This is a genomic window from Janthinobacterium sp. BJB426, from assembly GCF_002735705.1.
Classification (GTDB): Bacteria; Pseudomonadota; Gammaproteobacteria; order Burkholderiales; family Burkholderiaceae_D; genus Janthinobacterium.
This window is the reverse complement of sequence record NZ_PDZL01000001.1, coordinates 259,613-286,135: the sequence shown is the minus strand read 5'-3', so window position 1 is coordinate 286,135 and position 26,523 is coordinate 259,613. Positions and strand designations below refer to the sequence as shown.

Below are 26,523 nucleotides of genomic sequence, written 5' to 3'. Positions count from 1 at the left end.
GCCCCCACACCGCCCACCACGAGAACTCGCCATGACCTCTCCCCTGTTCGACTCCGTTCCCGGCTTTGACCAGCCCATCGCCGTGCTCAAGCATTGCCACGACAAGATCCGCAAGCAGCTGACGACCTTGCAAAACCTGCTGGGCCACCTGGCGCAGCACGGCAACACGGCGGACGCGCAGCAGGCGGCCAAGGCGGTGTTGCAATATTTCAATAAAGCCGCCCATTTGCACCATGACGATGAAGAGCAGGACTTGATGCCCATGCTGCAGGCGACCGCCACGGGCGACGATGCCGCTCTGCTGTCCACGCTGGTGCCGGAAATTCTGGCCGACCACCAGCGCATGGACCAGGCCTGGCTGACCCTGCGCCCGGAACTGGACGCCATTGCGGCCGGCACGGGCACGCAACTGGCCGCCGAGGGCGTGGCCGCCTATGTCGCCGCCTACCAGGCCCACATGAGCAAGGAAGAGGGGCACTTGGCGCCGATGGCCAAGCGCCTGTTCAGCGCGCAACAGATGGAGCGGCTGGGCACGGCCATGCAGCGCCGCCGCGGCATCGCGCCCGATGCACCGGAAGTGCCCGCAGCACCGGACGCGGCCGCCGTGCTGGCGGCCATGCGCACCGACTACGTGCAATCGAGCCTGAACGAGACGGACGTGCTGGCCGATCCCATCGCCCAGTTCCAGAAATGGTTTGCCGAGGCCGTCAACGCGCAGGTGATGGAGCCGAACGCCATGGACCTGTCCACCGTCAGCGTCGAAGGCAAGCCCAGCTCGCGCATCGTGCTGATCAAGCAGTTCGATGAACGGGGTTTTACCTGGTACACGAATTACCATAGCGACAAGGGCCAGCAACTCGAACACAATCCAAACGCCGCCCTGCTGTTCTTCTGGCGCGAGCTGGAACGGCAAGTGCGCATCGAGGGCACGGTGGTGAAAACCACGGCGGCCGAGAGCGACGAGTATTTCAATGTGCGCCCCGTGCAAAGCCGCCTGTCGGCGATTGCCTCGCAGCAAAGTGCGCCCATCGACAGCCGGGCCGCACTGGAAAGCAATTACGCGGCCGTGGCCGCCGCCGTCGGCGACGCGCAGCCACCGCGCCCGGCCCACTGGGGCGGCTACCGCTTGCAAGCGGAACGCATCGAGTTCTGGCAGGGACGCCGTTCGCGTTTCCACGACCGCATCGTGTTTACCCGCGATGCTGACGGGCAATGGAGCATGCAACGCTTGCAACCCTGAGCAAGCCAGTCAAGGCGGCGCAAAGCAAGCTGGTCAATATAGGTGTAGGCTATGAGGGTAGAAGTTACTAAATGACATTGTTTCTCAATTTGCGGTTGCTACGGCAATCGCTGCATTGGAGGCCATTTTGTTTGTACAAAACCAACTCAAGTCGTGGATCGCCAGCATTCGCAGCAAGACCGCCTTGCCGCTACGCATAGAATTGTGGAACGGCCAGCATGTCGACCTGTCCAGCGAAGCGCCCAGAGTCACCATCCGCCTGCCGACCGTCGCCTCGGCCCGCTATCTGCTGAACCCGTCGCTGGCCAACCTGGGTTCGGCCTATGTGGAAGGCAATATCGAGGTCAAGGGCACGGCGATGGACATGATTGCCATCTGCAATGCCCTGGCGCGCAATACCTTGAAGCCGGAAGGCAAGCTGGCCCGCATCGTGCGCAGCTTTACGCACGACAAGAGCAAGGATGCCGAAGCCATCCGCTACCACTACGACGTGTCGAACGCGTTCTATGAACAGTTTCTCGACCCCGCCCTCGTGTATTCCTGCGCCTATTTCGAACACGGCGATGAAACCCTGGCACAGGCGCAAGTCAAGAAGATCGACCATATCCTGAAGAAAATCCAGCTGCAGCCGGGCCAGACCCTGCTCGACATCGGTTGCGGCTGGGGTGCGCTCGTCATCCGTGCCGCGCAGCAATATGGCGCCCGCTGCGTGGGCGTGACCTTGTCGGAAAACCAGTATGCGCTGGCGCGCGAGCGCGTGGCGGCGGCCGGCCTGTCACACTTGATCGATATTCGCCTGCAAGATTACCGCGACGTCACGGGCCAGTTCGACCGCATCACCAGCGTGGGCATGTTCGAGCACGTGGGCCTGAAACACTTGCCCGACTACTTTTCCATCATCCACAAGCTGCTGGCGCCGGACGGCATGGCGATGAACCACGGCATCACCTCGACCGACCCGGAGAATGGCGAAACGCCGTATGGCGGCGGCGAATTCATCGAAAAATATGTGTTTCCGCACGGCGAGCTGGCGCACATCGGCAATGTCCTGAAAACCATGCAGCAGGGGGGACTGGAAGTGCTGGACGTGGAAAACCTGCGCCGCCACTATGCGCGCACCTGCGCCCTGTGGACGGAAAATTTCGAAGCCCATGCCGAGCAGATCCGTCCGCTGGCGGGCGAACGGCGCTTCCGCATCTGGCACGTCTACCTGGCCGGCTGCGCCTATGCCTTCGAGCAAGATTTGATCAGCCTGTACCAGATCGTCTGCGTGAAGGCGGGCCGGCGCTCTTCCACCCTGCCCTGGTCGCGCAACTACATGTATGCGCAGGAGAATACGCAGGAGACAAGGCCGGCGCCCGTGCTCACGCCCTGACAGGCGCGCGGGGCGTTCACTTCAGGCGTCCCGCGTACATGGCGCGGAATTTCTCCACCTTGGGCGCGACGATCAGCGCGCAATAGCCCTGCAAGGGATGCTGCTCGGCATAATTCTGATGGTAATCCTCGGCCGGATAAAAGGTGGCGGCCGGCGCCAGCTGCGTGACGATGGGCGCATCCCACACGCCGGCCATCTCGGCCACGACCTTGCGCGCCACGCTTTCCTGCGCGGCCGACTGGTAATAGATGACGGAACGGTATTGCGTGCCGACATCATTTCCCTGGCGATTCAAGGTGGTGGGGTCATGCAGCGTAAAAAAGATTTCCAGCAAGTCGTGGTAAGCGATGACGGCGGGATCGAATTCCAGGCGCACCACTTCCGCGTGGCCCGTGTCGCCCGTGCAAACCTGTTCATAGGTGGGGGCGGGCACCTTGCCGCCCGTGTAGCCGGACTCGACGCGCGTCACGCCGCGCACTTCGGCGTACACGGCAGCGAGGCACCAGAAACAGCCACCGCCCAGTACCGCCACTTCCGTCTGTTGATTCATGATGTCCTCCCGCAACGCCTCTGCGACGTATCATTTCACCACTGTAACGTAAAGCGCAACGGCCTGCAGCGCCGCTTAAAATGGCGCGTTAGGCACCGCACATAGGGACATGCCGGCCACGATTGCGCTGGTGCGGCCGATTTTTGGCATAATGTCAGCAAATAGACAGGTCACCCATGAACACACGCTCTCCCCGCGCGCCAGCGCAAGAATTCGATACGACACATTTCCGCCAGGCACTATCACAGTTTGCCACCGGCGTGACGGTCATCACGACGCGCCTGGCGGACGGCAGTTTCCGTGGCTTGACGGCCAGTTCCTTCAATTCCGTCTCGCTGTCGCCGCCCCTGGTGCTGTGGAGCCTCGGTTCCGTGGCGAACAGCATGCCCATTTTCAGCGGCAACTCGCATTACGTCATCAATGTGCTGGGCGCCGACCAGGCGGAACTGGCGACGCGTTTTTCACGCCGCACGCCGAATCCCTTCGACGATGTCGAGTACGAACTATCGCGCACGGGCCAGCCCATCCTGAAAGGCGCATCGGCCTGGTTCGAATGCCACAACCGCAGCCGCTATCCGGAAGGCGACCACGTCATTTTCGTGGGCGAAGTGGAACAATGCGCGTTTGCCGCGCAGCCGCCCTTGATCTTCCACAATGGAAAGTTCAATACCCCGCCAGCCTGAGCGTGAACGGGACAAAAAAAAATCCGCCGAGGCGGATTTTTTGTTTTACAGGGTAAAGTTATATCCGATGCTGATACTCACGGCAACCGGGTCGAGCTTGATGTCCTGCGTCTGCCCCGTCGAGAATTTCGCCTTGGTTTTCAGGTAGGTCTTGACCACGGCCACATCGGCAAACCAACGCTCGTTGAAGGCCAGGGTACTGCCGACCACCAGGCTGCCGGTCAGCTTGTTGTCCATGCGGTAGGTCACTGGTTTTCCACCCGGATCCAGCAAGGCCGTCATCTGGCCCGAACCTTTTTCCTTTTGGAAATAGGCATACGTCAAGCCCGCGCCCACGTAGGGGCGGATCATCGCATTGGGCTGGAAGAAACGGTACTGGATGAAGGCCGTCGGCGGCAAGGCTTCCGCCGTCCCCAGCTTGCCCGTGCCCTTGATGGAACCGTCGCCGATCAGGTCATGCTTGTACGGCACGCCCAGGATCATTTCAGCGGAAACATTGTCCGTGATCATGTAGGCAAAGGTAAGGATGGGCTTGGTATCCGACTTGACGTCGGCTTTCGTGCCCGGCAGTGCCGGCGCGGAAATGTCGCCACTGTCCACGTGCGGCGTGATCTTGTTGAGGCCGGCTTTGACCATCCAGGTGCCAGCGCTTTGCGCCGAAGCGCCCGTCGCCATGGCCATCGCGGCGGCTGCAGCCAGCACGCGTACAGCGGTATTCAAACGATTCTTCATCTTGTCTCCTGATTCAGTATGTGCGGAGTGTTCCGCTTTCGAGTCCTGTCGCTGCCGGCACCGGCCGCGCCTCCCAGGCACAGCCGGTGCGGCCATCCCTTACAGCCAGCCCCGCACGACCATGTCCTTGGCCACGTAGCGGGCCAGCAACAGGTTATTGAACGGCGTAGGGTGCACATCGTCGGCATACGAGTAATGGCTGACGTCGCCCGCTTTCAGATTCGTACCATTGCACACGAGCGAGCTGCCCAGTATGTTTTTCGCCGGCGTCAGGTCGCACGCCGTCTCGCTGACGTTGGTCAAGCCATACGGGCCAGGATTGACGCCCTGGTCATGGCTGACGGCAAACACGTCGACCAGCAAGACTTTCGCATTACCGTTCAAGCCGGCGCTCAGTTCGCCGTTGAAGGCGCTGACCATGGCATTGATGAGTGCCTTGGTATTGGCATCCTTGCTCAAGCCCGATGGCGTACCGGCCACGTCCGGCAGGTTGTTGACCACCACATAATTGGCACCCTTGGCGATGATCTGGTCCTTGATCAGCACTACCAGCTCTTTGCCGGCTTGTCCCATGGCGGTGACCAGCAGCGGCCCTTGGGCCGCAGCGAAATCGGCACCGGCCTTGGCGCCGGCGGCATTGCCTGTCACCGTCGCGTCGGCTTGTGCCTTGGCGGCCAGGGCCGGGGCCTGCGTCTGGGCATTCGCATTACCGGCAATCATGGCAGCTTGCACGGCGGCACCGACGATGGTCGTCGACGTGGCGCCAGGCGCCGCACTGGCTGTCTTGATGGCGGCGCCAATGGCAACCACTGCCGTGTTGGGATTGGTGGCGCCGGCCGCCAGGGCCACCGCCAGGTTGGTCGCGAAAGCTTGCGCACCCGCAGCAGCGCCCGCCTTCTTGCCGGCATCCGTCGCGCCCGTTTGCAATTGGCCCAGCAGGAACAGCACGTCGTTACCGCCTGCCATCACGAAAACGGCTTCCGTGCCGCTGAACTTGCCACCTGACACTGCCAGGTGGTTCGCGATCTGCGTCACCACGGGCACGGTCAGGGCGCCCAGCACACCGCCCGCCAATTTGTTGTTCGGACCGACGGGGTTGGTGACGCGCGAACCGCCCATGGCGTAGCCGAAACAGCCGGCATGCTTGACGCGCGGGGCAACCAGGCTCGGTATGCTGCCTTCCAGGCCCGTTTCGGCGGCGCATGGCGCCGGCAAGCCGAATTGCGCGGCCAGGTGCTCGGTCCAGTTCTTGCCCGTCAGTTCAGGATTGATCTTGGTATTGTCACCATTGATGGTGAATTTGCCGCCACCGCTCGCCGCCACGCCGGCGACGGCATACGAACCGACATCGGACAGGCTGTCGCCGAACGACACCTGCGCCGTGTATTTGACTTTCAAGGCTTGATCACCGCCACTGGCGCCGCCGCAACCTGCCAGGACAGCCGCTGCCAGCACGGCCAGCGCGAATTTGGTTTGATGCATTTTGTCTCCTCGGTCTTTTTTCTGGTTTCTAAACGAACGGGCGTGCTATTCGCTACCCAACTAATATGCCATCGTTCCTCAGGCTTGTATAGAAAATATGTTTTAAAAATCAACGAAATAACAACACTGCCAGCGCCCTGTCACGACCGGGCGATCAGCTGAATTATGGAGGATATAAGATGTTTCGTGGCAAGCATCTCTATTGCGCTGCATCAAGAAAAAGCCCCTTGCGGGGCTTTTTATGATGCGGACAGAAACTGCTGCAAGATACCACTTGAGCCGAAGGCGGCGCGCCGCAAACGGTCGTTGACGCCCAGCCACGCGGGGCCGGTGGGCGGTGCTTCGACGAGTATCAGCTCGGCGCCGACCTGGTCCATCGTGCGCAGCGAGGCATACAGCGCATGTGCGTAATTTTCCGGAGTCGCCGCCAGGCGCACGCTGGCGCTGGCCGGTGGCAGGTCCGAGTAATGGATCAGGGCCACGCGGCGCCCGTCATTGAGCAGGCGGTTCAAGGTGGCGCTCACGTCGTCGCTGTGCTGCATCGCAACAGGCGTGTGCGGTGCGTAATGCGATTCCAGGGTGCCCGAGGCGCGCGGCGCGGCCGCGTCCGCCACGGCTGGCGCGCGACCGATGACGGCGGCGATCTGTTCGCTGCTGATATGGCCGGGGCGCAAGAGTACTGGACCGTGTGTGGCCAGGCGCGACAGGTCGACGATGGTCGACTCGATACCCACGTCGCTCTGCCCGCCATCGAGGACCTGGCCCAGCAAGCCGCTGGCGAGTTCCGCCGCGAATTCATCACGCACGTGCTGCGCCGTGGTAGGGCTGACGTTACCAAATTTGTTCGCCGACGGCGCCGCCAGGCCGCCCTTGCCGCCTTTGAAGGTGCGTAGCAATGCGATAGCCACCGGATGCGATGGGCAGCGCAAGCCCACCGTATCCTGGCCGCCGGAGACGGCGTCGGGAATATGCGCGGCGCGCTTGACGATCAGAGTCAGCGGACCGGGCCAGAAGGCGGCCACCAGCTGTTCGGCCTCGACTGGAATGTCGTCGGACCAGTGCGCCAGGTCGGCGCCGGGCGCCACATGCACGATCACGGGATGGTCGGAAGGGCGGCCCTTGGCTTCATAGATGCGCGCCACGGCAGCCGGGTTTTCCGCATCGGCGCCCAGGCCATACACCGTTTCCGTCGGGAAAGCGACGAGGCCGCCCGCTTCCAGCACGGCTGCAGCCGCCGCCAGATCTTGTGCAAGTACGCTCACGGCGCGATTCCCAGGATCAGGCAAGCGTCGCGCAGGCGCTGCTGCGCCTGCGGCAAGGTGGCCGCGATGAAGGTCAGGTGGCCCATCTTGCGGCCACGGCGCGGATCATCCTTGCCATACAGGTGCAGGCAGGCGCCCGGCAGTGCCAGCACCTGGTCCCACGCCGGTTCGCAGGCCACGTCGCTGTCGTCGGCAAACCAGGCGTCGCCGAGGATATTGAGCATCACGGCCGGCGAATGCTGGCGCACGTCGCCCAACGGCAAGCGCGCCATGGCCCGCACCTGCTGCGCGAACTGGCTGGTGACGCAGGCATCCATCGTGTAATGGCCGCTGTTGTGCGGACGCGGCGCCATTTCATTGACCACCAGGCTGCCATCTTCCAGCACGAAAAATTCGATGCACAGCACGCCGACGTAACCAAGCTCGGCGACCATCGCTTGCGCCGCGCGCTGCGCCTTGGCGGCGCAGTCGTCCGACACGTTCGGACCCGGCACGGTGGTGGTAAACAGCACGCCGTCGCGGTGCACGTTTTCGGCGATCGGATACACGACGGATTCGCCGTCCACGCCGCGCGCCGTCAGCACGGACACTTCATACGCCAGCGGCAGCATTTTTTCCAGCAGGCAAGTTACTTCGCCCATTTCCGCGAAAGCGGCGCGCACGTCGTCGCGCGTACGCACGCGGAACTGGCCCTTGCCGTCATAGCCCATGCGCACGGTTTTCAAAATACCCGGCAGCAAGTCGTCGGCGATGCTGTCGATATCGTCCTGCGTGGCGATGACCATGTGCGGCGCCGGCAGCACGCCGGATTTGCTTGCACAGTCGACAAAGAACCGTTTTTCCGCGATGCGGTCCTGCGCCACCGACACGCCGTGGGCGTTGGGGGCAACAAACACGCGTTCGGCCAGGCGCGACAGGCTGTCGGCCGGCACGTTTTCGAATTCCGTGGTGACGGCCAGGCATTGCGCCGCCAGGGCGTCGAGGCCGGCCACATCGCTGTAACCGGCATTGACCAGGCGCTGCGCCACCTGCCCCGCAGGGCAGGCATCGGAAGGTTCCAGTACAGCCACCTGATAACCCATGCCCTGAGCGGCCTGGGCAAACATGCGGCCGAGCTGGCCGCCACCCATCACGCCCAGCCACGCCGGTGGATTGGCGGCGGGCAGCAATGGGGAAGTCAATTTACTATTCATTATTTTTCAAACACATTAGTCAGGCAAGACCATGGCCTTGGCGGCGGCCGTTTGCGTGGTACGGAAGGCTTCCAGGCGGTCGGCCAGCGCGTCGTCATTGGCGGCCAGCAGCGCCACCGCCGTCAGCGCCGCATTCGCCGCGCCCGCTTCACCGATGGCGAAGGTGGCTACCGGCACGCCCTTGGGCATTTGCAGGATGGACAGCATGGAATCTTCGCCACGCAAGTATTTCGACGGCACGGGCACGCCCAGCACGGGCACGATGGTCATCGCCGCCACCATGCCAGGCAGGTGGGCCGCGCCGCCAGCGCCGGCGATGATGGCGCGCAAGCCGCGCGCGCGCGCGCTTTTCGCGTACGCATACATCTCGTCGGGCATGCGGTGCGCGGAAATGACTTGCGCTTCGTATGGCACGCCAAACTGTTTCAGGATGGCAACCGCATTCTGCATCACGTCCCAGTCCGAGGACGAACCCATGATGACGCCGACCAGCGGCTTATTCTGCTCGCTCATCTCAGGCCTTCAGCTTCTCGCCCGTCAGGCGTTCGATGGCTTCAAAGTACTTGGCCTGGGTTTTTTCGATGACATCGGCTGGCAGCGCTGGCGCCGGTGCGGTCTTGCCCCAGGTCAATGTTTCCAGGTAGTCGCGCACGAATTGCTTGTCGAACGATGGCGGCGAGATGCCTGGCTGGTAGGAATCGGCAGGCCAGAAGCGCGACGAGTCGGCCGTCAGCACTTCATCCATCAGATGCATGACGCCATTGTCGTCCAGGCCGAATTCGAACTTGGTGTCGGCGATGATGATGCCGCGCGTGGCCGCGTATTCGGCTGCCGTCTTGTAGAGTTGAATGGCCACGTCGCGCATCTTGGCGGCCAGGTCGGCACCGATGCGTTCTTCCATTTCAGCAAAGCTGATGTTTTCGTCATGCTCGCCCAACTCGGCCTTGGCGGCCGGGGTGAAGATCGGTTGCGGCAATTTTTCCGCCTGTTGCAAGCCCGCTGGCAGCGCGATGCCGCAGATGCTGCCCGTGTCCTGGTAATCTTTCCAGCCCGAACCGATGATGTAGCCGCGCACGACCGCCTCGACCATGATCGGTTTCAAACGCTTGGCCACGACGGCGCGGCCCTTGACTTGCTCCACTTCCTCGGGCGCCACCACGGATTCCGGCGCCACGCCGGTCAGGTGGTTCGGCACGATATGGCCCAGTTTCTCGAACCAGAAGTCACTCATCTGGTTGAGGACCTTGCCCTTGCCGGGGATAGGCTCGTTCATGACGACATCGAAGGCCGACAGGCGGTCCGTGGTGACGATCAAAATCTTGTCGTCGCCAACGGCGTAGTTGTCGCGGACCTTGCCGTGGCCCAGCAATGGCAGGGAGTGGATGGAAGTCTGATAGAGGCTGTTCATAGCGGGGGAATAGTTGGATGAAACGAAACCGGCAGGCAGGGGGTGCCCGCCGGTCGAGAAAATCGGGCACGGAGCATTGCTTCCGGCCCGTTCCAGACAGAATTTTACTTCACAATTTGCGACAGCTCGCCGGCCTTGTAGCGCTCGGCCATCTTTTCCATCGTGATGACCTTGATTTTCGACGCCTGGCCTTCGCAGCCGAAAGCCTGCATGCGCGCGCGCACGATTTGCTCGGCGGCGGTGCGGGCTGGCTTCAGGAAGTCGCGCGGGTCGAATTTCGACGGGTTCTCGAACAGGTATTTGCGGATCGCGGCCGTCATCGCCAGGCGGATGTCGGTGTCGATGTTGATCTTGCGCACGCCGTGACGGATGCCTTCCTGGATTTCCTCGACTGGCACGCCGTAGGTTTCCTTCATGTCGCCGCCGAATTCGCGGATGATGGCCAGCAATTCCTGCGGCACCGACGAGGAACCGTGCATCACCAGATGGGTGTTCGGGATGCGCGCGTGGATTTCCTTGATGCGGTCGATGGCCAGGATGTCGCCCGTTGGCTTGCGCGTGAATTTATACGCGCCATGCGAGGTGCCGATGGCGATCGCCAGGGCGTCGCACTGGGTGCGCTGCACGAAATCGGCCGCTTGCGCCACGTCCGTCAACAGTTGCTCGCGGGTCATGGTGCCATCGGCGCCGTGGCCGTCTTCCTTGTCGCCCTTCATGGTTTCCAGCGAACCGAGCACGCCCAGTTCCGCTTCCACCGTCACGCCGATGGCGTGCGAGAATTTCACCACTTCACGCGACACTTCCACGTTGTATTCGTACGATGCGACCGACTTGCCGTCCGCTTCCAGCGAACCGTCCATCATCACGGAAGTAAAACCCGAGCGGATGGCGGCCATGCAGACGGCCGGCGACTGGCCGTGATCCTGGTGCATGACGACAGGGATGTGCGGATACGCTTCGACGGCCGCGTCGATCAGGTGGCGCAGGAATGCTTCACCGGCGTACTTGCGCGCGCCAGCGGACGCTTGCATGATCACCGGCGAGTTCAGCGCATCGGCGGCGGCCATGATGGCTTGCACTTGCTCCAGGTTGTTGACGTTGAAAGCAGGAATGCCATAACCGTTTTCGGCAGCATGGTCCAGCAGTTGACGCATGGATACGAGAGACATGGTAATACTCCAGATAACAATAGAAACCGTTGCGGCGCTTCGCGGTCAATAACCGCGGCGGCGCCTGAATTCTTTACATCAGATCAGCACTGCTTCGAGGTCGCCTACCTTGACAATTTTCAGGGCATTCGTGCCGCCCACCTGACCCATCGGTTCACCCCAGGTAACGACGATCATATCGCCCTTGCGGACGATACCTTGTTCCACCAGCAAGTCTTCCGCCTGCTTCAGCACTTGCGCGCTGGGGGCGTTCTGCATCAGATGATACGCCCGAACATTGCGGTACAGCGCGGCTTTGCGCAAAGTCGTCACGCTGGGCGTGAGCGCGTAGATCGGCGTGTCGATACTGTGGCGGCTCATCCACAAGGCGGTGGAACCGGATTCCGTCAGCGCCACGATGGCTTTGACGCGCAGGTGATGGGCGGTAAACAGCGCGCCGTAGGCGATCGACTGGTCGATGCGGGTAAACGTGACGTTGAGGAAATCGGCATCGAGCTTGTTGTATTCGGACTGTTCCGCTTCGACGCAGATGGCGGCCATCATTTCCACCGTCTCGATCGGGTACTTGCCCGAGGCCGTCTCGGCCGACGTCATGACGGCATCCGTGCCATCGAGCACGGCATTGGCCACGTCGGACACTTCCGCGCGGGTCGGCACGGCGTTGACAATCATCGATTCCATCATCTGAGTTGCCGTAATGGCAAGCTTGTTCGACGCGCGCGCCATCTTGATCATGCGTTTCTGCAAGGCCGGCACGGCCGCATTACCCACTTCCACGGCCAGGTCGCCGCGCGCCACCATGATGCCGTCGGAGGCGTCGAGAATTTCCTGCAGCGCAGGAATGGCTTCCGCGCGCTCGATCTTGGCGATCATCATCGGCTTGTGGTGGTACGGTTCGCCGGCGATATTGGCCAGCTGGCGCGCCATTTCCATGTCGGTCGCGCATTTCGGGAAGGAAATGGCCAGATAGTCGGCCTGGAAACTCATGGCCGTCTTGATATCTTCCATATCCTTGGCCGTCAGCGCGGGCGCGGACAGGCCGCCGCCCTGGCGGTTGATGCCCTTGTTGTTCGACAACTCGCCGCCGATCTTGACGGTGGTGTGGATTTCGCTGCCGTGGATGCGCTCGACGATCAGCACGATGAGGCCGTCATTCAGCAGCAGCACGTCGCCCTTGTGCAAATCGCGCGGCAAGGCCTTGTAGTCGAGGCCGACGCGCTCCTGGTTGCCCAGTTCGCCGTTTTCACCCCACTTGGCGTCGAGAATGAAGTGCTCGCCCGCTTCCAGCTCGATGCGCGTGTTTTCAAACTTGCCGACACGAATCTTCGGCCCTTGCATGTCGGCCATGATGGCCACTTCGCGCCCGCACTCGGCGGCCGCCAGGCGCACCAGCGCCGCGCGGTCGATATGGTCTTGCGCCTTGCCGTGGGAAAAATTCAAGCGCACCACGTCGACACCCGCACGTATCATTTTCACCAGGATATCGAAGTCGGTGGAAGCGGGGCCGATTGTTGCTACGATTTTTGTACCGCGTGGCATAGGAGTCCTTGTGCGCGAGCGAAGGTGAGCAAGACCTGGCGGCTGAACCGCCCGGCAAGGTAAAAGCGCAGCGATCAGGCTGCGCTTGGTACTAAACTGCTGACTGCAGCGCCTTAAGCGGCGCGTTGCATCAGGATTTCCACTGCCGGCAGGGTCTTGCCTTCCAGGAATTCCAGGAAAGCGCCGCCACCGGTCGAGATATAGCTGATTTTATCGGTAATGTCGTATTTGGCAATCGCCGCCAGGGTGTCGCCACCGCCGGCAATCGAGAAGGCTTTCGACTCGGCAATGGCCAGCGCCAGGGTCTTGGTGCCGTTGCCGAACTGGTCGAATTCGAACACGCCAACCGGACCGTTCCACACGATGGTGCCGGCGGCGGCGATCTGCTGCGCCAGCAGGGCAGCCGTTTTCGGGCCGATATCGAGGATCATGTCGTCGTCCGCCACGTCGGCCACGTCCTTGACGGTGGCGGCGGCCGTCGGCGAAAACTCCTTGGCGCACACGACGTCAACGGGAATCGGCACTTGCGCGCCGCGCTTGGCCATGATCTCGATGATGGCCTTGGCTTCCTCGACGAGTTCCGCTTCCACCAGCGACTTGCCGACGTTCAAGCCGACGGCCTTCATGAAGGTGTTGGCGATGCCGCCGCCGACGATCAGATTATCGACCTTGTCGGACAGGGCTTTCAAAATGGTCAGCTTGCTCGATACTTTCGAACCGGCAACGATTGCCAGCAATGGGCGGGCTGGGGCGTGCAAAGCTTTGCCCAGTGCATCGAGTTCGGCAGCCAGCAGCGGGCCGGCGCAGGCGACGGGGGCGAACTTGGCGATGCCGTGCGTGGACGCTTCCGCGCGGTGGGCCGTGCCGAACGCGTCATTGACGTAGATATCGCACAATTTGGCCATTTTTTGCGCCAGCTCATCGCTGTTTTTCTTTTCGCCCTTGTTCACGCGCACGTTTTCCAGCAGGACGATCTGGCCGGCAGCCAGGGATTCCAGGCCGGCGCCATCGACCCAGTTTTGTTTCAGTGCAACTTCCTGGCCCAGCAGCTCGGACAAACGGGCCGCCACGGGCGCCAGGCTGTCGGCTGGCTTGAACTCGCCTTCCGTCGGACGGCCCAGGTGCGACGTCACCATGACGGCAGCGCCAGCGTCGAGGGCGGCGCGGATGGCCGGCACCGAGGCGCGGATGCGCGTATCTTCGGTGATCTTGCCACTGTCATCTTGCGGGACATTCAGGTCGGCGCGGATAAACACGCGCTTGCCTTGCAGTGCATTTTGGGCGATCAAATCTTGCAGACGGATGAAGTTGAGAACAGCTGACATGGCGATCCAGATGACGAGTGGAAGGAAGTGCGCTATTTTACCGCAATGACCAGACCAAATCCCCGATTTGTCCTGCTTTACTGAAAAACGTGCAACAGTCGCAAGCCCGTGAAAACCAGCATGCCAAACACGATGGTTTGCAGCATATTGCGGCGGATCACAAAAAAGAGCGTGGCGGCAATACCGGATAACAGTTTCAAATTGGACAATTCCAAGTGCACTTGCTGGCCCTCCATCAGCATGTCGGGCGCGATGATGGCGGCCAGCGCGCAGGCCGGCGCATAGCGCAGCATCTCGCCCACGCGGCGCGGAATGGTGATGTGATGGCCGATCAGCCAGAAGGTGCTGCGCGTGGCGGCTGTCGCCACCACCAGCACGGCGATGGCGATCCACACATCGGCCCTGCCCCAGTCTATGCCGTCAAACATGGCGTTTTGTCCATTTTTCTGTCAATTCTTCCACGGCCATGGCGCTGACCATGCCCACTACGACGGCCACCAGCAAACCCAGCTTATACGGCAGGCTGAAGGCCAGCACGGCCACCGTACCGGCCACCAGCACACCGCACAGGGCGGCGCGGCTGAGGATCAGCGGCACCGTCACGCACAGGATCGCCAGGGTACCCGCAAAACCCAGTCCCCACTCGGCCGGCACGACGGCGCCCAGCACGATGCCGATGAAGGAACCGATTTGCCAGGCCAGCCAGTTGGGGTAAATCAAGCCTTTCAGGAAAGGCAGCTTGGCCGGATCCGGCGTTTCGTGCGGGTAGCGCTGCAGGAACAGGCCCACCGTGATGTCGCCGGCTACATAACCGAGCGCAAAGCGCTGGCGCCAGGGCAGATGGGAAAAATGCGGGGCCAGCAGTACGGAAAAGATAACAAAACGCAAATTGACGACGAGGGCCGTGGCAAAGATCACCCATACGGGCGCCTGCGCGGCCAGCAAGGGCAAGGACGCGAGCTGGGCCGAGCCGGCAAAGACAAACAGGGTCATGGCGCCGGCCTGCGCTACCGTCAGGCCGCTTTTCACCATGGCCACGCCCACCACCATACCCCAGGCGGCGATGCCCAGCAGGGTGGGCGCACCCAGGTTCAGGCCGGCGCGCCAGGCGTCTTTCAGCAGGGCATCGTCCTTGGCGGCCTGGACGGCGTTCACGCGGGAGTTCATGCGTCCCCTCGCCAGGCGTACTGTGGTAACTGCACAACAATGGTGCACGGGGCGCATGGGCGCAACGGTAATACCGGCAAGGCAAATCCAGTCAGTGTGGCGCTGCAGCTGCCATGTTTCGGCAAAAAACCGCGCCGCAGCCGAAGATGATCGAGCCGACATTTTAGCCATGATTTTTGCTGTCTGCCTGAATCCGTTAAAATCGTGCTTTTGGCAGCAGCCGACTTCCTTCCATACAGCCTCACGGAGCATGACAAGATGACAAAAACCACCCAGCCAGCGGTCGAACTCGACAGTAAAGACTTGCCAGCCCACTGCCCTAACCCGGCCATGCCGCTGTGGTCGTCGCATCCGCGCGTGTTCCTGGAATTCAACAAGGACGGTATCGCCAAGTGCCCGTACTGCGGCACGGCCTACACCCTGAAGGAAGGCGCCAGCGCCGGCCACCATTAAACTGCCCAGCGGCGCGCCACCAGCGCGCCGTTTTTATTTGTATCAAGTTATACCGACCAGCCCGGAGTCGTCATGAAACGTCTGAAAGAACTCAATGGCAGCGCCGCGGAAGTCGAAGCGGCGTTCTACGATGCCTTGCACCGCGCCGACCTCGAAGCGCTGATGGCGCTGTGGGCCGACGATGAAGAGATCGTCTGCATCCACCCGGGCGGCGCGCGCCTGATCGGCCATGCCGCCATCCGCGCCTCGTGGGAAACCATTCTGGCCGGCGGCGGCCTGCATATCGTGCCGGCGCAGCTGCACGAAACGCACAATCTGATGAGTTCAGTGCACACGGTGATCGAAGGCGTGACCCAGGAAGAAGGCGGCCCGGCGCACCTGCTGGCCACGAACGTGTACGTGAAAACGCCGCGCGGCTGGCGCATCGTGCTGCACCACGCCTCCATCGCGCCGGGCGGCGCACCGGCCGATGCCACCGGGGCGCAGATCCTGCACTGATGTCTTTGCCTCTTATCTACAACGCCCCCTATACCGCCCCGCTCTGGCTGCCTGGCGGCCACGCGCAGACGATTTATCCGGCCGTGTGCCTTGCCAAGCCGGCCGTGGCCTTCCGCCGCGAACGCTGGCAAGCGCCCGATGGCGACTTCGTCGACGTCGACCTGGTCGATGGCCAACCGGGCCAGCCCTTCGTGGTGCTGTTCCACGGCCTGGAAGGCTCGTCGAATAGCCATTACGCGCGCGCCCTGATGGCCGAGGTGGCCGCGCGCGGCTGGTCGGGCGCCGTGCCGCATTTTCGCGGCTGCTCGGGCGAGGCCAACCTGGCGCCCCGCTTTTACCATTCGGGTGATGCGCAGGAAGTGGACTGGGTGATGCGCACACTGCGCCCGCGCGCCACGGGCAAGTTTTACGCGGCCGGCGTCTCGCTGGGCGGCAATGCCCTGCTGTGCTGGCTGGGCCAGTCGCAGCACCAGGCCGATTTCGTCGATGCGGCAGCGGCCGTGTCCGCGCCGCTGGACCTGGCACAGGGAGGCAAGGCCCTGTCTTCCGGCGCCAACCGGCTCTACACGCGCATGTTTCTGAACACCTTGAAACCGAAGTGCCTGGCCAAGCTCGAGCAATTTCCCGGCCTGTTCGCGCGCGACGCCATGCTGGCCGCGCGCGACTTGCACGCCTTCGACAATGTTGTCACGGCGCCGCTGCACGGCTACCGCGACGCCGACGATTACTGGCACCGCGCCAGCGCCAAGCACGTCTTGCACGACATCACCGTGCCGACCCTGGTACTGAATGCGCAAAATGATCCTTTCCTGCCCGGGCGCTTCCTGCCGTCCAGCGCCGCGCCGACGGTCACGCTCGAGTATCCGCGCCACGGCGGCCACGTCGGCTTTGCCACCGGCAAGTTGCCGGGAAGCACACGCTGGCTGCCGCAACGGCTGCTCTCTTTTTTTGAAAACGGCAACATGGCGCCATCGGCACCGCAAAACTGTCACGCTGGCGATGCGCGCACTCACACGGAAAACGCTACACATGGATGAACTCGTCAAACAGGCCCTGGCCAAATGGCCGAACGTGCCCCACTGCTACGGCTGGCTGGGCCTGGACGCGCGCGGCCACTGGCGCATGCGCGACCAGCATGCGCAACAGCAACAACTGCCGGGCGACAAGATCGCCCATGTGGCCCTGTTGAGCTTTATCAACCGCAATTACGACCATGACGAACAGGGCTGCTGGTTTTTCCAGAATGGCCCGCAACGCGTCTACCTGAACCTGGAAGCGACGCCGTATATCGCCCGCAGCGACCCGCAGCACGGTTTTGTCTTGCAGACGGGCGCGCCGCTTGCGGTCATCGAAGCAGCGTATCTGTGCGACAACGGCACGCTGATCCTGCGCCATGGCGACATCGTGGCGCAGGTGGATGACCGCGACATGGCCCAGGTGCTGGCGTCGCTGCGCCTCGATGGGCTAGCCTTGAGCGACGAGGCCCTGCTGGCGTGGCTGGAACATGCTCAAGGCAACTTGATGTTATTGCATGCCGGCAAAGAGATTGCCGTGCAACCGCTGGCCTATGCCAGCGTAGCGCAGACCTTCGGCTTCCAGCAGGCGCCGCAAGCCGAATAAAAGTCAGCCCTTCTGGTCCTTGATCTGTTCGCGGCGTTTTTCCTGCAATTCTCGCTCGCGCGCATCGATCACGGCCTGGTCATAAAAGGTCGCGTCTGTCGATTTGCGGGCGATCGTCAGCTGGTCCAGCGCGGCCATGGTGGCGCCCTGCAACACATAGGATTCGGCCAGCGCCATGTGCTGCAAGGTCATCTTGCCCTGGTCCGCATAGGCTTTCGCCAGTAAATCGTAGAGTTCCGGCTCTTCCTTGTAGAGCTGCACCTGCTCGCGCAAATACAGGGTCGATTGCTCCAGCTTGCCGGCAGCCATCAGCGCTTCCGCATACTGGTGGGCAATGCCGCGCGAGAGGGGAAACTGCTGGCGCGCAGCGTCCGCCGCCTTCAGGGCCTGTTGCGCCACTTCCGGCTTCTGCCCCGGCATCAACAGCACTTCCAGCCCCATCGCCGCCAGCAGGGAATTGGGACCCTGCGTGCCACCCGACGTCAACACATTCGGCCCGACCGGCTGGTGCAGGGCCGCATTGGCCGCATCGAGTTCCTTTTGCGCCTCCGCCGGCTTGCCCTGCTTGACGGCGACAAAGGACAAGCCATAGTGGGCGGCCGTCACCTGGAAACGGCTTTGCTGTTCCAGCTGAGTCTTGAAGATGGCCTTGGCATTCAACAGGCCTTGCACGCTTTCATCCTGCAGCACGCGGGCACGGGCACGGGCCAGGTGGAAACTCAGGCTGTCCGCACGCTGCTTGTAGGGCTGCTCGCGGATGCGCGCCTGGATGTCGGCGATGCGTTCCGTCGTCAGCGGGTGGGTCTGCAGGTAGGCGGGCATCAGGTCGCTGTACGAACGGCTGGCCGCCTGCATGCGGCCGAAGAAGGCCACCATGCCGGTGGTATCAAAACCGGCTTCGCCCATGATCTGGAAACCGATGCGGTCGGCCTCGCGTTCGGCGTCGCGGCCGAAATTGAGCTGACGCTGGATGGCCAGGCCCTGGCCGGCGGCAAACACGCCCATGGCCACGTCACCACCCGCCCGGGAAGCGAGCGCCGCCAGCAGCATGGCGGCCAGCGGCATCAGGGCATCCTGGCGCTGCTGGCCCAGCATGCGGGCGATATGGCGCTGCGCCACGTGGCCGATCTCGTGCGACAGCACGGAAGCCAGTTCCGCCTCCGTTTGCGCTGCCAGCACCAGGGCCGAGTGCACGCCGATGAAGCCGCCAGGCAAGGCAAACGCGTTCAACTGGGGATCGCGCACGGCAAAGAAGAAATAGTCGTAATTCGTTTCGCCGCGCACGCTGGGACGCGCGGCCACGAGGGCGTTGCCGAAGGTATTCAGGTATTCGAGCAAGGGCGCGTCGTCGAGATAATCGCGGTCGCCACGGATGCCGCGCATGATTTCCTCGCCGATCTTGCGCTCCATCGCCGGCGACAGGTCTTCGCGCGACGTATCGCCCAGGTTCGGCAGGTTGGGCGCCGGCGGCACGGCCAGCGGCGTCCAGCCGCCGGCCGGCTTGGCCGCCACGCTGGCGGCCGGCGCCGCTGGCGCGGACGTATAGGTTTGCGCCAGCGCAGAAGGGGCAGCGCAGCACAGCGCGGCCAGCAGGGACGCACGCCATGGCTGGCGCAGCCATGCGGCAGCGGCGTTTTCAAGTACGGTCTGGAGGGGAGTTTTTGAATTCACGGGTGCTATCATACCTTGTTAGCGGCACCCATTCCCACGCGTGCCGCGCCCCACTCCTCACCTATTTTTGACGCCATGACAACAGCAGACAAGCAAGCCCCCGCCGGGGAACTGACCCATTTCGACGCGACGGGCCAGGCCCATATGGTGGACGTAGGCAGCAAGGAAGACACGCGCCGCAGCGCCGTGGCCGCCGGCACCATCCGCATGCAACCCGCTACCCTGGCATTGATCATTTCCGGCAATGCAAAAAAGGGCGACGTGCTGGGCATCGCCCGCATCGCCGCCATCATGGGCGCCAAGCGCACCAGCGACCTGATTCCCCTGTGCCACCCGCTGGCCCTCACGCGCGTCACGGTCGATTTTGAAGTGGACGAGGCGGCCAATAGCGTGCACTGCCGCGCCCAGGTCGACACGACGGGCAAGACGGGCGTGGAAATGGAAGCGCTCACCTCCGTGCAGATCGGCTTGCTGACGATCTACGACATGTGCAAGGCCGTCGACCGGGGCATGGTCATGACCAACGTGCGCGTGCTGGAAAAGCATGGCGGCAAGTCGGGCGATTGGCACGCCGAAGTGTAATTATTGTGCCTGGCGCGCCAGCCGCTCCTGGAAGCGGCGCAAATCGTACACTAGCCAGGCGCCGCCGGACAGGCACAGCGCGATGATGGCCTTGGACAGCGGCAAGTGGAATTGCTCCTGTCCTGCCAGCGCAAAGCAGGTATGGATCAGGAAGGTGGCCACGCCCAGGCCCGCGCAGCAGCTCGCATAAAAAGATGCCCGCGCGGTGGACAGCAACACGTGCTTGTAGCCCACCAGCACCACGGCAATGGCCGCCAGGTTAAACACCAGGAAACCCTGGACGCCGCCCGGCAGATGGAACATTTCCCACTCTTTCCAGTAGGCAGCATCGATTTGATGCAGGATCAGGAACAACATGGTCCAGAAGTAGCTGCGCGGCATAAAATTTACATTCGTCAATATTGATGCAATTGTAAAGCCTGCACCGCGCGGCGCCACGTGCACCTGGCATTTTTCGATGCCAATATGAATTTCATTGATATAAATGCTTTTTCATCAAGAAATCATGCATACTGCGAGTCGACCATATCCAGATGAGCATCGCATGACAAGCAACAAGCCCGCCGCGGAAAACAAGCTCCAGGACTTCGACTTCGAGGCCATGAATCTGCAGGTGGGTGGACGCATCCAGTTCATCACGCATCGCACCATCAAACCCATCCAGCATTTCTCGACCCTGATCGGCTATGTCAAAGACGAGTATTTGATCGTCAAGATTCCCATGGAAAACGGCGCGTCCATCGTGCTCAACGAGGGCGATAAGCTGACCATCCGCGTGTTTTCCGGCGTCACCGTCTGCTCGTTTTCCTGCAGCGTGCTGCGTATCTTCGGCCGCCCGCTCAATTATGTCCACCTGAGCTTTCCCGACGCCATCCAGGGCACCAGCCTGCGCACGGCCATGCGCGTGAAAGTGGACATTCCGGCGCAGCTGAGCTACCGCGACGTGGCAGCCGTGCCCGTGTTCATCATCAACCTCAGCGTTTCGGGCGCGCTGATCGAAGCGCCCGGCATGCTCACGCCGGACGACGAAGGTGTGGCCCTGAGCTTTACCCTGCTGGTGCAGCCGAACAAGCATCAGATGCGCGTCAATACGCGCGCCCGCATCCAGAACGTCAGCGTGGGCAAGCCGTCGAATGGCAATGCCGCCGAGGTGGCGGAAATCTATACGTATGGCGTGCAATTCATCGACCTGGAACCGACCCACTACACCCTGCTGCAAAACCTCACCTATGAAGCGCTGATCGCGGACCGGCAAAAAATCGTCTGACACCGGGCTGACAAGCGTCACCTACAGCGTCGGAGTCACGTCGGGAATGTTGTTTTTGGTAATCGCTTCCTTCGCTGCCGGATTCGTCACGGTGGTGCTATTGAACCAGGTCAGACTGCTCGTGCCCGACTTCATGGTCATCGTCACGGTTTGTCCACCGATACCCGTGCCCAGGTCGGCCGCCAGGGTCAGCACGATATCGCCCTTATTCACTGTGGCACTGGCCACTTCGCGCGTGGCACTGAACACGGGGATAGCGCTGGGTACGGCCTGGGTGGACGTGCTGCAGGCGGTAGCCAGCCCGCCGTTTTCCTGCACGCACAGGGCCACGGCCGTTTTCAAGGGGGCAGCGGCCGCCAGCACATTGCTGACCTTGGCCCGCATCGTGTAGTCGCCATACTGGGGAATGGCCACGGCCGCCAGGATGCCGGCGATAGCCACCACGATCATCAGTTCTATCAGGGTAAATCCGCTTTGCGCGCGCATCGTATCCTCCCATGGTGCATTGCTCACGCCAGGTATGGTGCAAGCGCCATGCCAGCGGCGCGCCCGGGCAACGGCGGCACACGTGGAAAGAAAAGCGACACTTTTGGGCAGGTTCGGACCAGCGCCGTCGCCCCAGGCCGGGAATCGGCCTGTCTTGCGAATAAAAAAAAGGAGCCGAAGCTCCTTTTTTGTACTGCGGTGACCAGGCTGAAATTACAGCATGGCTTTCAGCAGACGCGCCATTTCCGACGGGTTTTTGGTCACGGTGATGCCGCAAGCTTCCATGATTTCCAGCTTGGCTTGTGCCGTATCGGCACCGCCCGAGATCAGCGCGCCGGCGTGGCCCATGCGCTTGCCTGGAGGAGCCGTCACGCCAGCGATGAAGCCAACGACCGGTTTTTTCATGTTGTCTTTGATCCAATAAGCCGCGTTGGCTTCGTCTGGACCACCGATTTCGCCGATCATGATGACCGCGTCGGTATCTGGATCATCATTGAACATCTTCATGATGTCGATGTGCTTCAGGCCGTTGATCGGGTCGCCGCCGATGCCGACTGCCGACGATTGGCCCAGGCCCAGTGCGGTCAGCTGACCCACTGCTTCATAGGTCAGGGTACCCGAACGCGACACCACGCCGATACGGCCCTTCTTGTGGATGTGACCTGGCATGATGCCGATCTTGATTTCGTCTGGCGTGATCAGGCCTGGGCAGTTAGGGCCCAGCAGCAAGGTTTTGCTGTTGGCTTTAGCCATGCGGTCTTTCAGAGCCATCATGTCACGCACAGGAATGCCTTCGGTGATGCAAATGGCCAGATCCATTTCAGCTTCGACAGCTTCCCAGATCGCAGCTGCCGCGCCTGCTGGCGGCACGTAGATCACGGAAACGTTGGCGCCGGTTTCTTTTTTCGCTTCGGTAACGTTAGCGAAAATAGGAATGCCTTCGAAATCTTCGCCGGCTTTCTTCGGGTTCACGCCTGCCACGAAGGCAGCTTTGCCGTTCGCGTAGTCGCGGCAACCGCGGGTGTGGAACTGGCCGGTCTTGCCGGTGATCCCTTGGGTAACGACTTTGGTATCTTTATTGATCAGAATGGACATGTTGATTCCTTAATTAAGCTTGACCGGCAGCAGCGGCAACGACGCTCTTGGCTGCATCTTCCATGGTGTCGGCTGCGATGATAGGCAGACCGGAATCGGCCAGCATCTTTTTGCCCAGGTCTTCGTTGGTGCCCTTCATGCGCACGACCAGTGGCACGTTCAGCGAGACGGCTTTCACTGCGGCGATCACGCCTTCAGCGATCACGTCGCAACGCATGATGCCGCCGAAAATGTTCACCAGGATGGCTTTCAGGCCTGGGTTTTTCAGCATGATCTTGAACGCTTCGGTCACTTTTTCTGCCGTGGCGCCGCCGCCGACGTCCAGGAAGTTGGCTGGCTCGCCGCCGAACAGTTTAATCGTGTCCATGGTAGCCATGGCCAGGCCGGCACCGTTCACTAGGCAACCGATGTTGCCGTCGAGCGAGATGTAGGCCAGGTCGAATTTCGACGCTTCGATTTCAGCTGGATCTTCTTCGTCCAGATCGCGCAGGGCGACGATTTCCGGATGACGGAACAGGGCGTTCGGGTCAAAGTTGAACTTGGCGTCCAGGGCGATGACTTTGCCGCTGCCGGTAACGATCAGCGGGTTGATCTCGGCCAGCGAGCAGTCGGTTTCCCAGTACGCTTTGTACAGGCCTTGCAGGTTGACGCGCGCGTCGGCGATGGAGCCGGCAGGCACGCCGATTTTGGCGGCGATGTCGTCTGCCTGGGCATCGGTCAGGCCGGTGCCTGGATCGATGGTGACGTGGTGGATCTTCTCTGGGTGGCTCTCGGCCACTTCTTCGATGTCCATGCCGCCTTCGGACGACGCCATCAGGACGATTTTCTGGGTAACGCGGTCGGTGACCAGCGAAACGTACAGTTCTTGTTTGATGTCGGCGCCTTCTTCCACCAGCAGGCGGTTGACTTTCTGGCCTTCGGCGCTGGTCTGATGCGTGATCAGCTGCATGCCCATGATCTGGTCAGCGTATTCCTTGACCTGTTCGATCGATTTTGCCACTTTCACGCCGCCGCCCTTGCCGCGGCCACCTGCGTGGATCTGTGCCTTGACGACCCACACCGGGCCGCCCAGGGTTTCCGCAGCCTTGACTGCCTCTTCGACGGACATGCACGGGATACCGCGTGGTACCGTCACTCCGTGCTGCCGGAGGATTTCTTTGGCTTGATACTCATGGATTTTCATGCTGGCTTCCCTTCTGATACTGATGTGTAAAAATACGGTTAGTGGTGCAAAAAAAACAGGAAAGCGCCGGGGTCACGGCTTGGCTACCCAGCGCGGGTAATACTGTGCCACCGCCCCGCCATCGGTGCGCAGGGCGTGGCATTTGTCGAGTTGAAACGGCTTTTCATGCGATAAGTCAGCATTCGCACCGTCGCGGGTCGACCAGACATCGCCGGCAAATGCCTGAACCGTCGCAGTCGGCAAGACTTGCGCCAGTTCGGTCAAATGGGTACAGCCAGCGATTCCCGCCAGGCGCTGTTTCAAGTCGCGGCGGAAATTCTTCAATAGATTCAGACCGATCAGCGCCCTGTAAGCGGGGCCGACGGTATCGCAAAAACCGGGATAGGGCACGGCATCGGAGGCAGCTTCGGCCTCGACAATGGTCAGTTCGCGATCGACGGTAATGCGTAAATGGAGGTCATGCAGAGGGGCGCCGGCGGGACGGGGGCCGGAAGCCAGGGTCGCGTCATAGCTTTTGATATCGGTGATACGGGCGTCAATATCCCACAGGCCGTCGTCGCGCACATACGCTTGGACGTCGATAACGCGGGAGTGCCGTAGGGCGCGCCGGGATACGGGAGTTGACAGGGGCATAAGACCGATGCCGCTTGCGCGGCCATAATTAGTAAGCAGCCATGTGCCTAAAGCACTCTGTTCGCAGCTTCTACGAACAGCAACCGCACCTGCGGCGCCGCAAAAACCCTAAAAGTGTAGCACACAGGGCGCTAGTTGCGCCGCAACATAATTATTTATTGGTCTGGCCGCCCGCCGCAAATTATCAATGAAAATCGCAAAATGAATGACAAACATTCACAATGCAAATAACCCGGAAGCAGGTAGGCTGGCACCGACAACCTGGCCGGCGCCGCGCCTCAGTCTGTCACGCCCAGTATGCGCAAAATGGGCAAGTTCCGCGCAGAGAAATGCTGTGCGTGCGCCAGCAGTTCGGCCAGGTTTTCCTCTTCCGTCAACAAGGGCTGCCCGTCCTTCGTCACCAACTGGTTCAAGCGCAGCAACACCGGCCATGTCGCGCGCACCCATTCTTGCGGCGTTGAACAACCTTGCAGTTTCGCCCACAGGAATAGCTGTTGTAAATGCGGTACAGCCACGCCGCTGCCCGTCAGGGGACTGGCGAGAATGTTCAAATCGGTTCTTGCCAGCGCCTGTTCCAGCAGGTGCGCATTCAGGCGCGCCGACTGCGGCCGCGCCACGGCGATGTCGGCCTCGTCCTGGACAGCCAGCACGCTACCCTTGCTGACCAGCACCAGCATGATCTGCAGCAAGGCAGCCAGGTTGGCTTCGCTGCCCGCCAGTTGCTGCTCCAGCTCGCCTATCGTGTAGACGCGATGGTCGGCCATGGCATCGAGCACAGGCGCATACACGCGCTCATCCATATCGGCGTCGCCCAGCACGCCATGCACGCTCAACACCACTTCGTCGCGCGGCACGGCCAGCATCACGCGCACGGCCCGCAAGGCGCTGGCCTGGGCGAGCGGCGTCAGCCTGCGCGCGCCCTTGACCCAGTAATCCTTGCGGAACTGCTCGTTGACGAGGAAAGCGCGTGTCGTCTCGCGGAAGATGGGATCGGGTATCTCGGCCAGGAATTGCTGGTGCTCGGCCGTCAAGTTCAGCATGTCGACCAGAGCGGTATAGGTGGCGGACGCGGCAAACTCGAGCTTGGCCTCGCCCAGCATGGCCGCGACGCTGGAAAAGGCCATCGGCTGCCAGTCGGCATTGAAATACTCATGGGCAAGATAATGTCCATCCATCGCCTTGAGCTTGTCGATGCGGTCCGCCAGGAGCGGGTTGGCCTCCAGGAAGCGCGGTTGCGCGGCGATCATCCTGTCGACGAAATCGATGGCGCCAGCGACTCTGGCCAGCACGCCCTGGCCCGGCGCACTCATGACGCGGCTATGTTCGGCCATCAGGTCGCGCATCGGCATCATGGCGGCCCAGCCTGGCTGCGTGTTGTAACTGATGAAGACGACGCCGCCGACTTTCAGCTTGCGCCGCAGGAAGTCGACGATCAGCGCGCGATTGTCCGCCGAGACCCAGCTCCAGATCCCGTGCAGGCAGATAAAGTCGAAATCGGGCAAGTCGTCGCGGCAGCAAAACTGCGCGAACGATTCGTCCGTGAACTGCGCTCCGGCGCCGGCCGCGCTGGCCAGCTCCTGCGCGAAGGCGGCCTGGGAAGGATTGAAATCATTGCCATGCCAGCGCGTGGCGGACGCCGCCGCATGGATGTTGGCGCTGATGCCCTGGCCAAAGCCCAACTCGCAAGCCGTGCCGCTGGCCGGCAAGGCAAGGCCGGCGGCCAGCAGGGGCAGCCGCAGGCGCAACGGATTCAATTCTTCGTAATAGCCATAGGTATAGGCGATTTCGGCCATATAGCCGGCATTCCAGTTGCTCATCTTGCATCCTGTCACGATCAGTGGTGCCGCGCGCATCGCACAGCGTTCGAGCGCCAGCATACCCGATCGCGCGGCGTCGCCATACGGGAAACA

The 26,523-nt window shown here is 62.0% G+C and carries 28 protein-coding genes; 9 read left to right on the top strand and 19 right to left on the bottom strand.

What is annotated here, in order from left to right:
- The first annotated feature begins 31 nt into the window (after nt 1-31).
- Complete coding sequence (gene pdxH, locus CSQ93_RS01290) at nt 32-1,240, top strand: pyridoxamine 5'-phosphate oxidase (RefSeq protein ID WP_099376386.1); 1,209 nt, start codon at nt 32-34, stop codon at nt 1,238-1,240.
- A gap of 127 nt (nt 1,241-1,367) precedes the next feature.
- A complete protein-coding gene (locus CSQ93_RS01285) occupies nt 1,368-2,615 on the top strand; it encodes an SAM-dependent methyltransferase (protein WP_099376679.1) in 1,248 nt (415 codons plus the stop codon).
- Between the two features lie 16 nt (nt 2,616-2,631).
- Here the strand turns inward: CSQ93_RS01285 and msrA are convergent, their stop codons facing one another.
- Nucleotides 2,632-3,165 carry a peptide-methionine (S)-S-oxide reductase MsrA gene (msrA, locus tag CSQ93_RS01280; RefSeq protein ID WP_099376385.1) on the bottom strand — a complete coding sequence of 178 codons (534 nt, stop codon included), beginning with the start codon at nt 3,163-3,165 and terminating at the stop codon, nt 2,632-2,634.
- 176 nt (nt 3,166-3,341) lie between these two features.
- Between msrA and CSQ93_RS01275 the strand changes: the two genes are divergently transcribed.
- Nucleotides 3,342-3,848 carry a flavin reductase family protein gene (locus CSQ93_RS01275; RefSeq protein ID WP_077408668.1) on the top strand — a complete coding sequence of 169 codons (507 nt, stop codon included), beginning with the start codon at nt 3,342-3,344 and terminating at the stop codon, nt 3,846-3,848.
- A 45-nt stretch (nt 3,849-3,893) separates the two neighbouring features.
- On the opposite strand, the gene CSQ93_RS01270 is transcribed toward CSQ93_RS01275, so the two are convergent.
- The 11 genes from CSQ93_RS01270 to CSQ93_RS01220 form a co-directional block, all read right to left on the bottom strand.
- Nucleotides 3,894-4,580, bottom strand: a complete 687-nt coding sequence (locus CSQ93_RS01270; protein WP_199534208.1) for an OmpW/AlkL family protein — start codon at nt 4,578-4,580, stop codon at nt 3,894-3,896.
- A gap of 99 nt (nt 4,581-4,679) precedes the next feature.
- Nucleotides 4,680-6,062, bottom strand: coding sequence for an SGNH/GDSL hydrolase family protein (locus tag CSQ93_RS01265; protein ID WP_099376384.1), 1,383 nt, complete (start codon nt 6,060-6,062; stop codon nt 4,680-4,682).
- Nucleotides 6,063-6,301: 239 nt separating this feature from the next.
- A complete protein-coding gene (locus CSQ93_RS01260; RefSeq protein WP_099376383.1) occupies nt 6,302-7,324 on the bottom strand; it encodes an L-threonylcarbamoyladenylate synthase in 1,023 nt (340 codons plus the stop codon).
- On the bottom strand, nt 7,321-8,517 hold the full coding sequence (locus tag CSQ93_RS01255) for a 5-(carboxyamino)imidazole ribonucleotide synthase (RefSeq protein WP_099376382.1): 1,197 nt from the start codon (nt 8,515-8,517) through the stop codon (nt 7,321-7,323). Before CSQ93_RS01255 ends, CSQ93_RS01260 begins: the two co-directional genes overlap by 4 nt.
- 15 nt (nt 8,518-8,532) lie before the next feature.
- Nucleotides 8,533-9,030 carry a 5-(carboxyamino)imidazole ribonucleotide mutase gene (gene purE / locus CSQ93_RS01250; RefSeq protein WP_099376381.1) on the bottom strand — a complete coding sequence of 166 codons (498 nt, stop codon included), beginning with the start codon at nt 9,028-9,030 and terminating at the stop codon, nt 8,533-8,535.
- 1 nt (nt 9,031) lies between these two features.
- The gene (locus tag CSQ93_RS01245) at nt 9,032-9,925 is read right to left on the bottom strand and encodes a phosphoribosylaminoimidazolesuccinocarboxamide synthase (protein ID WP_099376380.1); all 894 of its coding nucleotides are present in this window, start codon (nt 9,923-9,925) and stop codon (nt 9,032-9,034) included.
- 104 nt (nt 9,926-10,029) lie between these two features.
- A complete protein-coding gene (gene fba, locus CSQ93_RS01240) occupies nt 10,030-11,094 on the bottom strand; it encodes a class II fructose-bisphosphate aldolase (protein ID WP_010401625.1) in 1,065 nt (354 codons plus the stop codon).
- A gap of 78 nt (nt 11,095-11,172) precedes the next feature.
- Complete coding sequence (gene pyk / locus CSQ93_RS01235) at nt 11,173-12,633, bottom strand: pyruvate kinase (RefSeq protein ID WP_099376379.1); 1,461 nt, start codon at nt 12,631-12,633, stop codon at nt 11,173-11,175.
- Between the two features lie 113 nt (nt 12,634-12,746).
- Entirely contained in the window at nt 12,747-13,958 is a 1,212-nt protein-coding gene (locus tag CSQ93_RS01230; RefSeq protein ID WP_099376378.1) for a phosphoglycerate kinase, read from the bottom strand.
- Between the two features lie 77 nt (nt 13,959-14,035).
- Entirely contained in the window at nt 14,036-14,386 is a 351-nt protein-coding gene (locus CSQ93_RS01225) for an AzlD domain-containing protein (protein WP_034780613.1), read from the bottom strand.
- Nucleotides 14,379-15,125: an AzlC family ABC transporter permease gene (locus tag CSQ93_RS01220; RefSeq protein WP_199534207.1), complete on the bottom strand. Its 747-nt coding sequence runs from the start codon at nt 15,123-15,125 to the stop codon at nt 14,379-14,381. Before CSQ93_RS01220 ends, CSQ93_RS01225 begins: the two co-directional genes overlap by 8 nt.
- A gap of 258 nt (nt 15,126-15,383) precedes the next feature.
- On the opposite strand from CSQ93_RS01220, the gene CSQ93_RS01215 reads away from it, so the two are divergent.
- The 4 genes from CSQ93_RS01215 (at nt 15,384) to CSQ93_RS01200 (ending at nt 17,696) form a co-directional block, all read left to right on the top strand.
- The gene (locus tag CSQ93_RS01215; protein ID WP_034780619.1) at nt 15,384-15,578 is read left to right on the top strand and encodes a zinc-finger domain-containing protein; all 195 of its coding nucleotides are present in this window, start codon (nt 15,384-15,386) and stop codon (nt 15,576-15,578) included.
- 72 nt (nt 15,579-15,650) lie between these two features.
- A complete protein-coding gene (locus CSQ93_RS01210; RefSeq protein WP_034780622.1) occupies nt 15,651-16,076 on the top strand; it encodes a YybH family protein in 426 nt (141 codons plus the stop codon).
- Entirely contained in the window at nt 16,076-17,113 is a 1,038-nt protein-coding gene (locus tag CSQ93_RS01205) for a YheT family hydrolase (RefSeq protein WP_099376377.1), read from the top strand. Before CSQ93_RS01210 ends, CSQ93_RS01205 begins: the two co-directional genes overlap by 1 nt.
- Nucleotides 17,106-17,696 carry a DUF2946 family protein gene (locus CSQ93_RS01200; RefSeq protein WP_099376376.1) on the top strand — a complete coding sequence of 197 codons (591 nt, stop codon included), beginning with the start codon at nt 17,106-17,108 and terminating at the stop codon, nt 17,694-17,696. Before CSQ93_RS01205 ends, CSQ93_RS01200 begins: the two co-directional genes overlap by 8 nt.
- Before the next feature lie 3 nt (nt 17,697-17,699).
- Here CSQ93_RS01200 and CSQ93_RS01195 read toward each other — a convergent pair whose 3' ends face one another.
- Nucleotides 17,700-19,289 carry a beta-barrel assembly-enhancing protease gene (locus tag CSQ93_RS01195; protein ID WP_099376676.1) on the bottom strand — a complete coding sequence of 530 codons (1,590 nt, stop codon included), beginning with the start codon at nt 19,287-19,289 and terminating at the stop codon, nt 17,700-17,702.
- Between the two features lie 153 nt (nt 19,290-19,442).
- On the opposite strand from CSQ93_RS01195, the gene moaC reads away from it, so the two are divergent.
- On the top strand, nt 19,443-19,949 hold the full coding sequence (moaC, locus tag CSQ93_RS01190; protein ID WP_034746095.1) for a cyclic pyranopterin monophosphate synthase MoaC: 507 nt from the start codon (nt 19,443-19,445) through the stop codon (nt 19,947-19,949).
- Here the strand turns inward: moaC and CSQ93_RS01185 are convergent, their stop codons facing one another.
- Nucleotides 19,950-20,330, bottom strand: a complete 381-nt coding sequence (locus CSQ93_RS01185) for a DUF6713 family protein (RefSeq protein WP_199534206.1) — start codon at nt 20,328-20,330, stop codon at nt 19,950-19,952.
- Between the two features lie 163 nt (nt 20,331-20,493).
- Here CSQ93_RS01185 and CSQ93_RS01180 point away from each other — a divergent pair, with 163 nt between their 5' ends.
- Nucleotides 20,494-21,216, top strand: a complete 723-nt coding sequence (locus CSQ93_RS01180) for a flagellar brake protein (protein ID WP_099376375.1) — start codon at nt 20,494-20,496, stop codon at nt 21,214-21,216.
- Between the two features lie 21 nt (nt 21,217-21,237).
- On the opposite strand, the gene CSQ93_RS01175 is transcribed toward CSQ93_RS01180, so the two are convergent.
- The 5 genes from CSQ93_RS01175 to CSQ93_RS01155 form a co-directional block, all read right to left on the bottom strand.
- Nucleotides 21,238-21,702 carry a pilin gene (locus tag CSQ93_RS01175; protein ID WP_099376374.1) on the bottom strand — a complete coding sequence of 155 codons (465 nt, stop codon included), beginning with the start codon at nt 21,700-21,702 and terminating at the stop codon, nt 21,238-21,240.
- A gap of 213 nt (nt 21,703-21,915) precedes the next feature.
- Nucleotides 21,916-22,797, bottom strand: a complete 882-nt coding sequence (gene sucD, locus CSQ93_RS01170; RefSeq protein ID WP_034746085.1) for a succinate--CoA ligase subunit alpha — start codon at nt 22,795-22,797, stop codon at nt 21,916-21,918.
- Nucleotides 22,798-22,810: 13 nt separating this feature from the next.
- Nucleotides 22,811-23,980, bottom strand: a complete 1,170-nt coding sequence (gene sucC, locus CSQ93_RS01165) for an ADP-forming succinate--CoA ligase subunit beta (RefSeq protein ID WP_034746081.1) — start codon at nt 23,978-23,980, stop codon at nt 22,811-22,813.
- Nucleotides 23,981-24,052: 72 nt separating this feature from the next.
- Nucleotides 24,053-24,613 (bottom strand): DUF2889 domain-containing protein, encoded by a 561-nt coding sequence (locus tag CSQ93_RS01160; RefSeq protein WP_099376373.1) that lies wholly within the window; start codon nt 24,611-24,613, stop codon nt 24,053-24,055.
- Between the two features lie 278 nt (nt 24,614-24,891).
- Complete coding sequence (locus tag CSQ93_RS01155) at nt 24,892-26,430, bottom strand: class I SAM-dependent methyltransferase (RefSeq protein ID WP_099376675.1); 1,539 nt, start codon at nt 26,428-26,430, stop codon at nt 24,892-24,894.
- Nucleotides 26,431-26,523 lie beyond the last annotated feature (93 nt).

Coding starts and splice junctions, on each gene's coding strand:
- CSQ93_RS01245 (WP_099376380.1), bottom strand. CDS start 9,925: ATGAACAGCCTCTATCAGACTTCCATCCACTCCCTGCCATTGCTGGGC.
- sucC (WP_034746081.1), bottom strand. CDS start 23,980: ATGAAAATCCATGAGTATCAAGCCAAAGAAATCCTCCGGCAGCACGGA.
- CSQ93_RS01185 (WP_199534206.1), bottom strand. CDS start 20,330: ATGCCGCGCAGCTACTTCTGGACCATGTTGTTCCTGATCCTGCATCAA.
- purE (WP_099376381.1), bottom strand. CDS start 9,030: ATGAGCGAGCAGAATAAGCCGCTGGTCGGCGTCATCATGGGTTCGTCC.
- CSQ93_RS01215 (WP_034780619.1), top strand. CDS start 15,384: ATGACAAAAACCACCCAGCCAGCGGTCGAACTCGACAGTAAAGACTTG.
- moaC (WP_034746095.1), top strand. CDS start 19,443: ATGACAACAGCAGACAAGCAAGCCCCCGCCGGGGAACTGACCCATTTC.
- pdxH (WP_099376386.1), top strand. CDS start 32: ATGACCTCTCCCCTGTTCGACTCCGTTCCCGGCTTTGACCAGCCCATC.
- CSQ93_RS01180 (WP_099376375.1), top strand. CDS start 20,494: ATGACAAGCAACAAGCCCGCCGCGGAAAACAAGCTCCAGGACTTCGAC.
- CSQ93_RS01200 (WP_099376376.1), top strand. CDS start 17,106: ATGGATGAACTCGTCAAACAGGCCCTGGCCAAATGGCCGAACGTGCCC.
- CSQ93_RS01225 (WP_034780613.1), bottom strand. CDS start 14,386: ATGTTTGACGGCATAGACTGGGGCAGGGCCGATGTGTGGATCGCCATC.
- CSQ93_RS01175 (WP_099376374.1), bottom strand. CDS start 21,702: ATGCGCGCGCAAAGCGGATTTACCCTGATAGAACTGATGATCGTGGTG.
- fba (WP_010401625.1), bottom strand. CDS start 11,094: ATGTCTCTCGTATCCATGCGTCAACTGCTGGACCATGCTGCCGAAAAC.
- CSQ93_RS01230 (WP_099376378.1), bottom strand. CDS start 13,958: ATGTCAGCTGTTCTCAACTTCATCCGTCTGCAAGATTTGATCGCCCAA.
- CSQ93_RS01220 (WP_199534207.1), bottom strand. CDS start 15,125: ATGAACTCCCGCGTGAACGCCGTCCAGGCCGCCAAGGACGATGCCCTG.
- CSQ93_RS01160 (WP_099376373.1), bottom strand. CDS start 24,613: ATGCCCCTGTCAACTCCCGTATCCCGGCGCGCCCTACGGCACTCCCGC.
- CSQ93_RS01275 (WP_077408668.1), top strand. CDS start 3,342: ATGAACACACGCTCTCCCCGCGCGCCAGCGCAAGAATTCGATACGACA.
- CSQ93_RS01205 (WP_099376377.1), top strand. CDS start 16,076: ATGTCTTTGCCTCTTATCTACAACGCCCCCTATACCGCCCCGCTCTGG.
- pyk (WP_099376379.1), bottom strand. CDS start 12,633: ATGCCACGCGGTACAAAAATCGTAGCAACAATCGGCCCCGCTTCCACC.
- sucD (WP_034746085.1), bottom strand. CDS start 22,797: ATGTCCATTCTGATCAATAAAGATACCAAAGTCGTTACCCAAGGGATC.
- CSQ93_RS01265 (WP_099376384.1), bottom strand. CDS start 6,062: ATGCATCAAACCAAATTCGCGCTGGCCGTGCTGGCAGCGGCTGTCCTG.
- CSQ93_RS01255 (WP_099376382.1), bottom strand. CDS start 8,517: ATGAATAGTAAATTGACTTCCCCATTGCTGCCCGCCGCCAATCCACCG.
- CSQ93_RS01155 (WP_099376675.1), bottom strand. CDS start 26,430: ATGAGCAACTGGAATGCCGGCTATATGGCCGAAATCGCCTATACCTAT.
- CSQ93_RS01210 (WP_034780622.1), top strand. CDS start 15,651: ATGAAACGTCTGAAAGAACTCAATGGCAGCGCCGCGGAAGTCGAAGCG.
- CSQ93_RS01270 (WP_199534208.1), bottom strand. CDS start 4,580: ATGAAGAATCGTTTGAATACCGCTGTACGCGTGCTGGCTGCAGCCGCC.
- msrA (WP_099376385.1), bottom strand. CDS start 3,165: ATGAATCAACAGACGGAAGTGGCGGTACTGGGCGGTGGCTGTTTCTGG.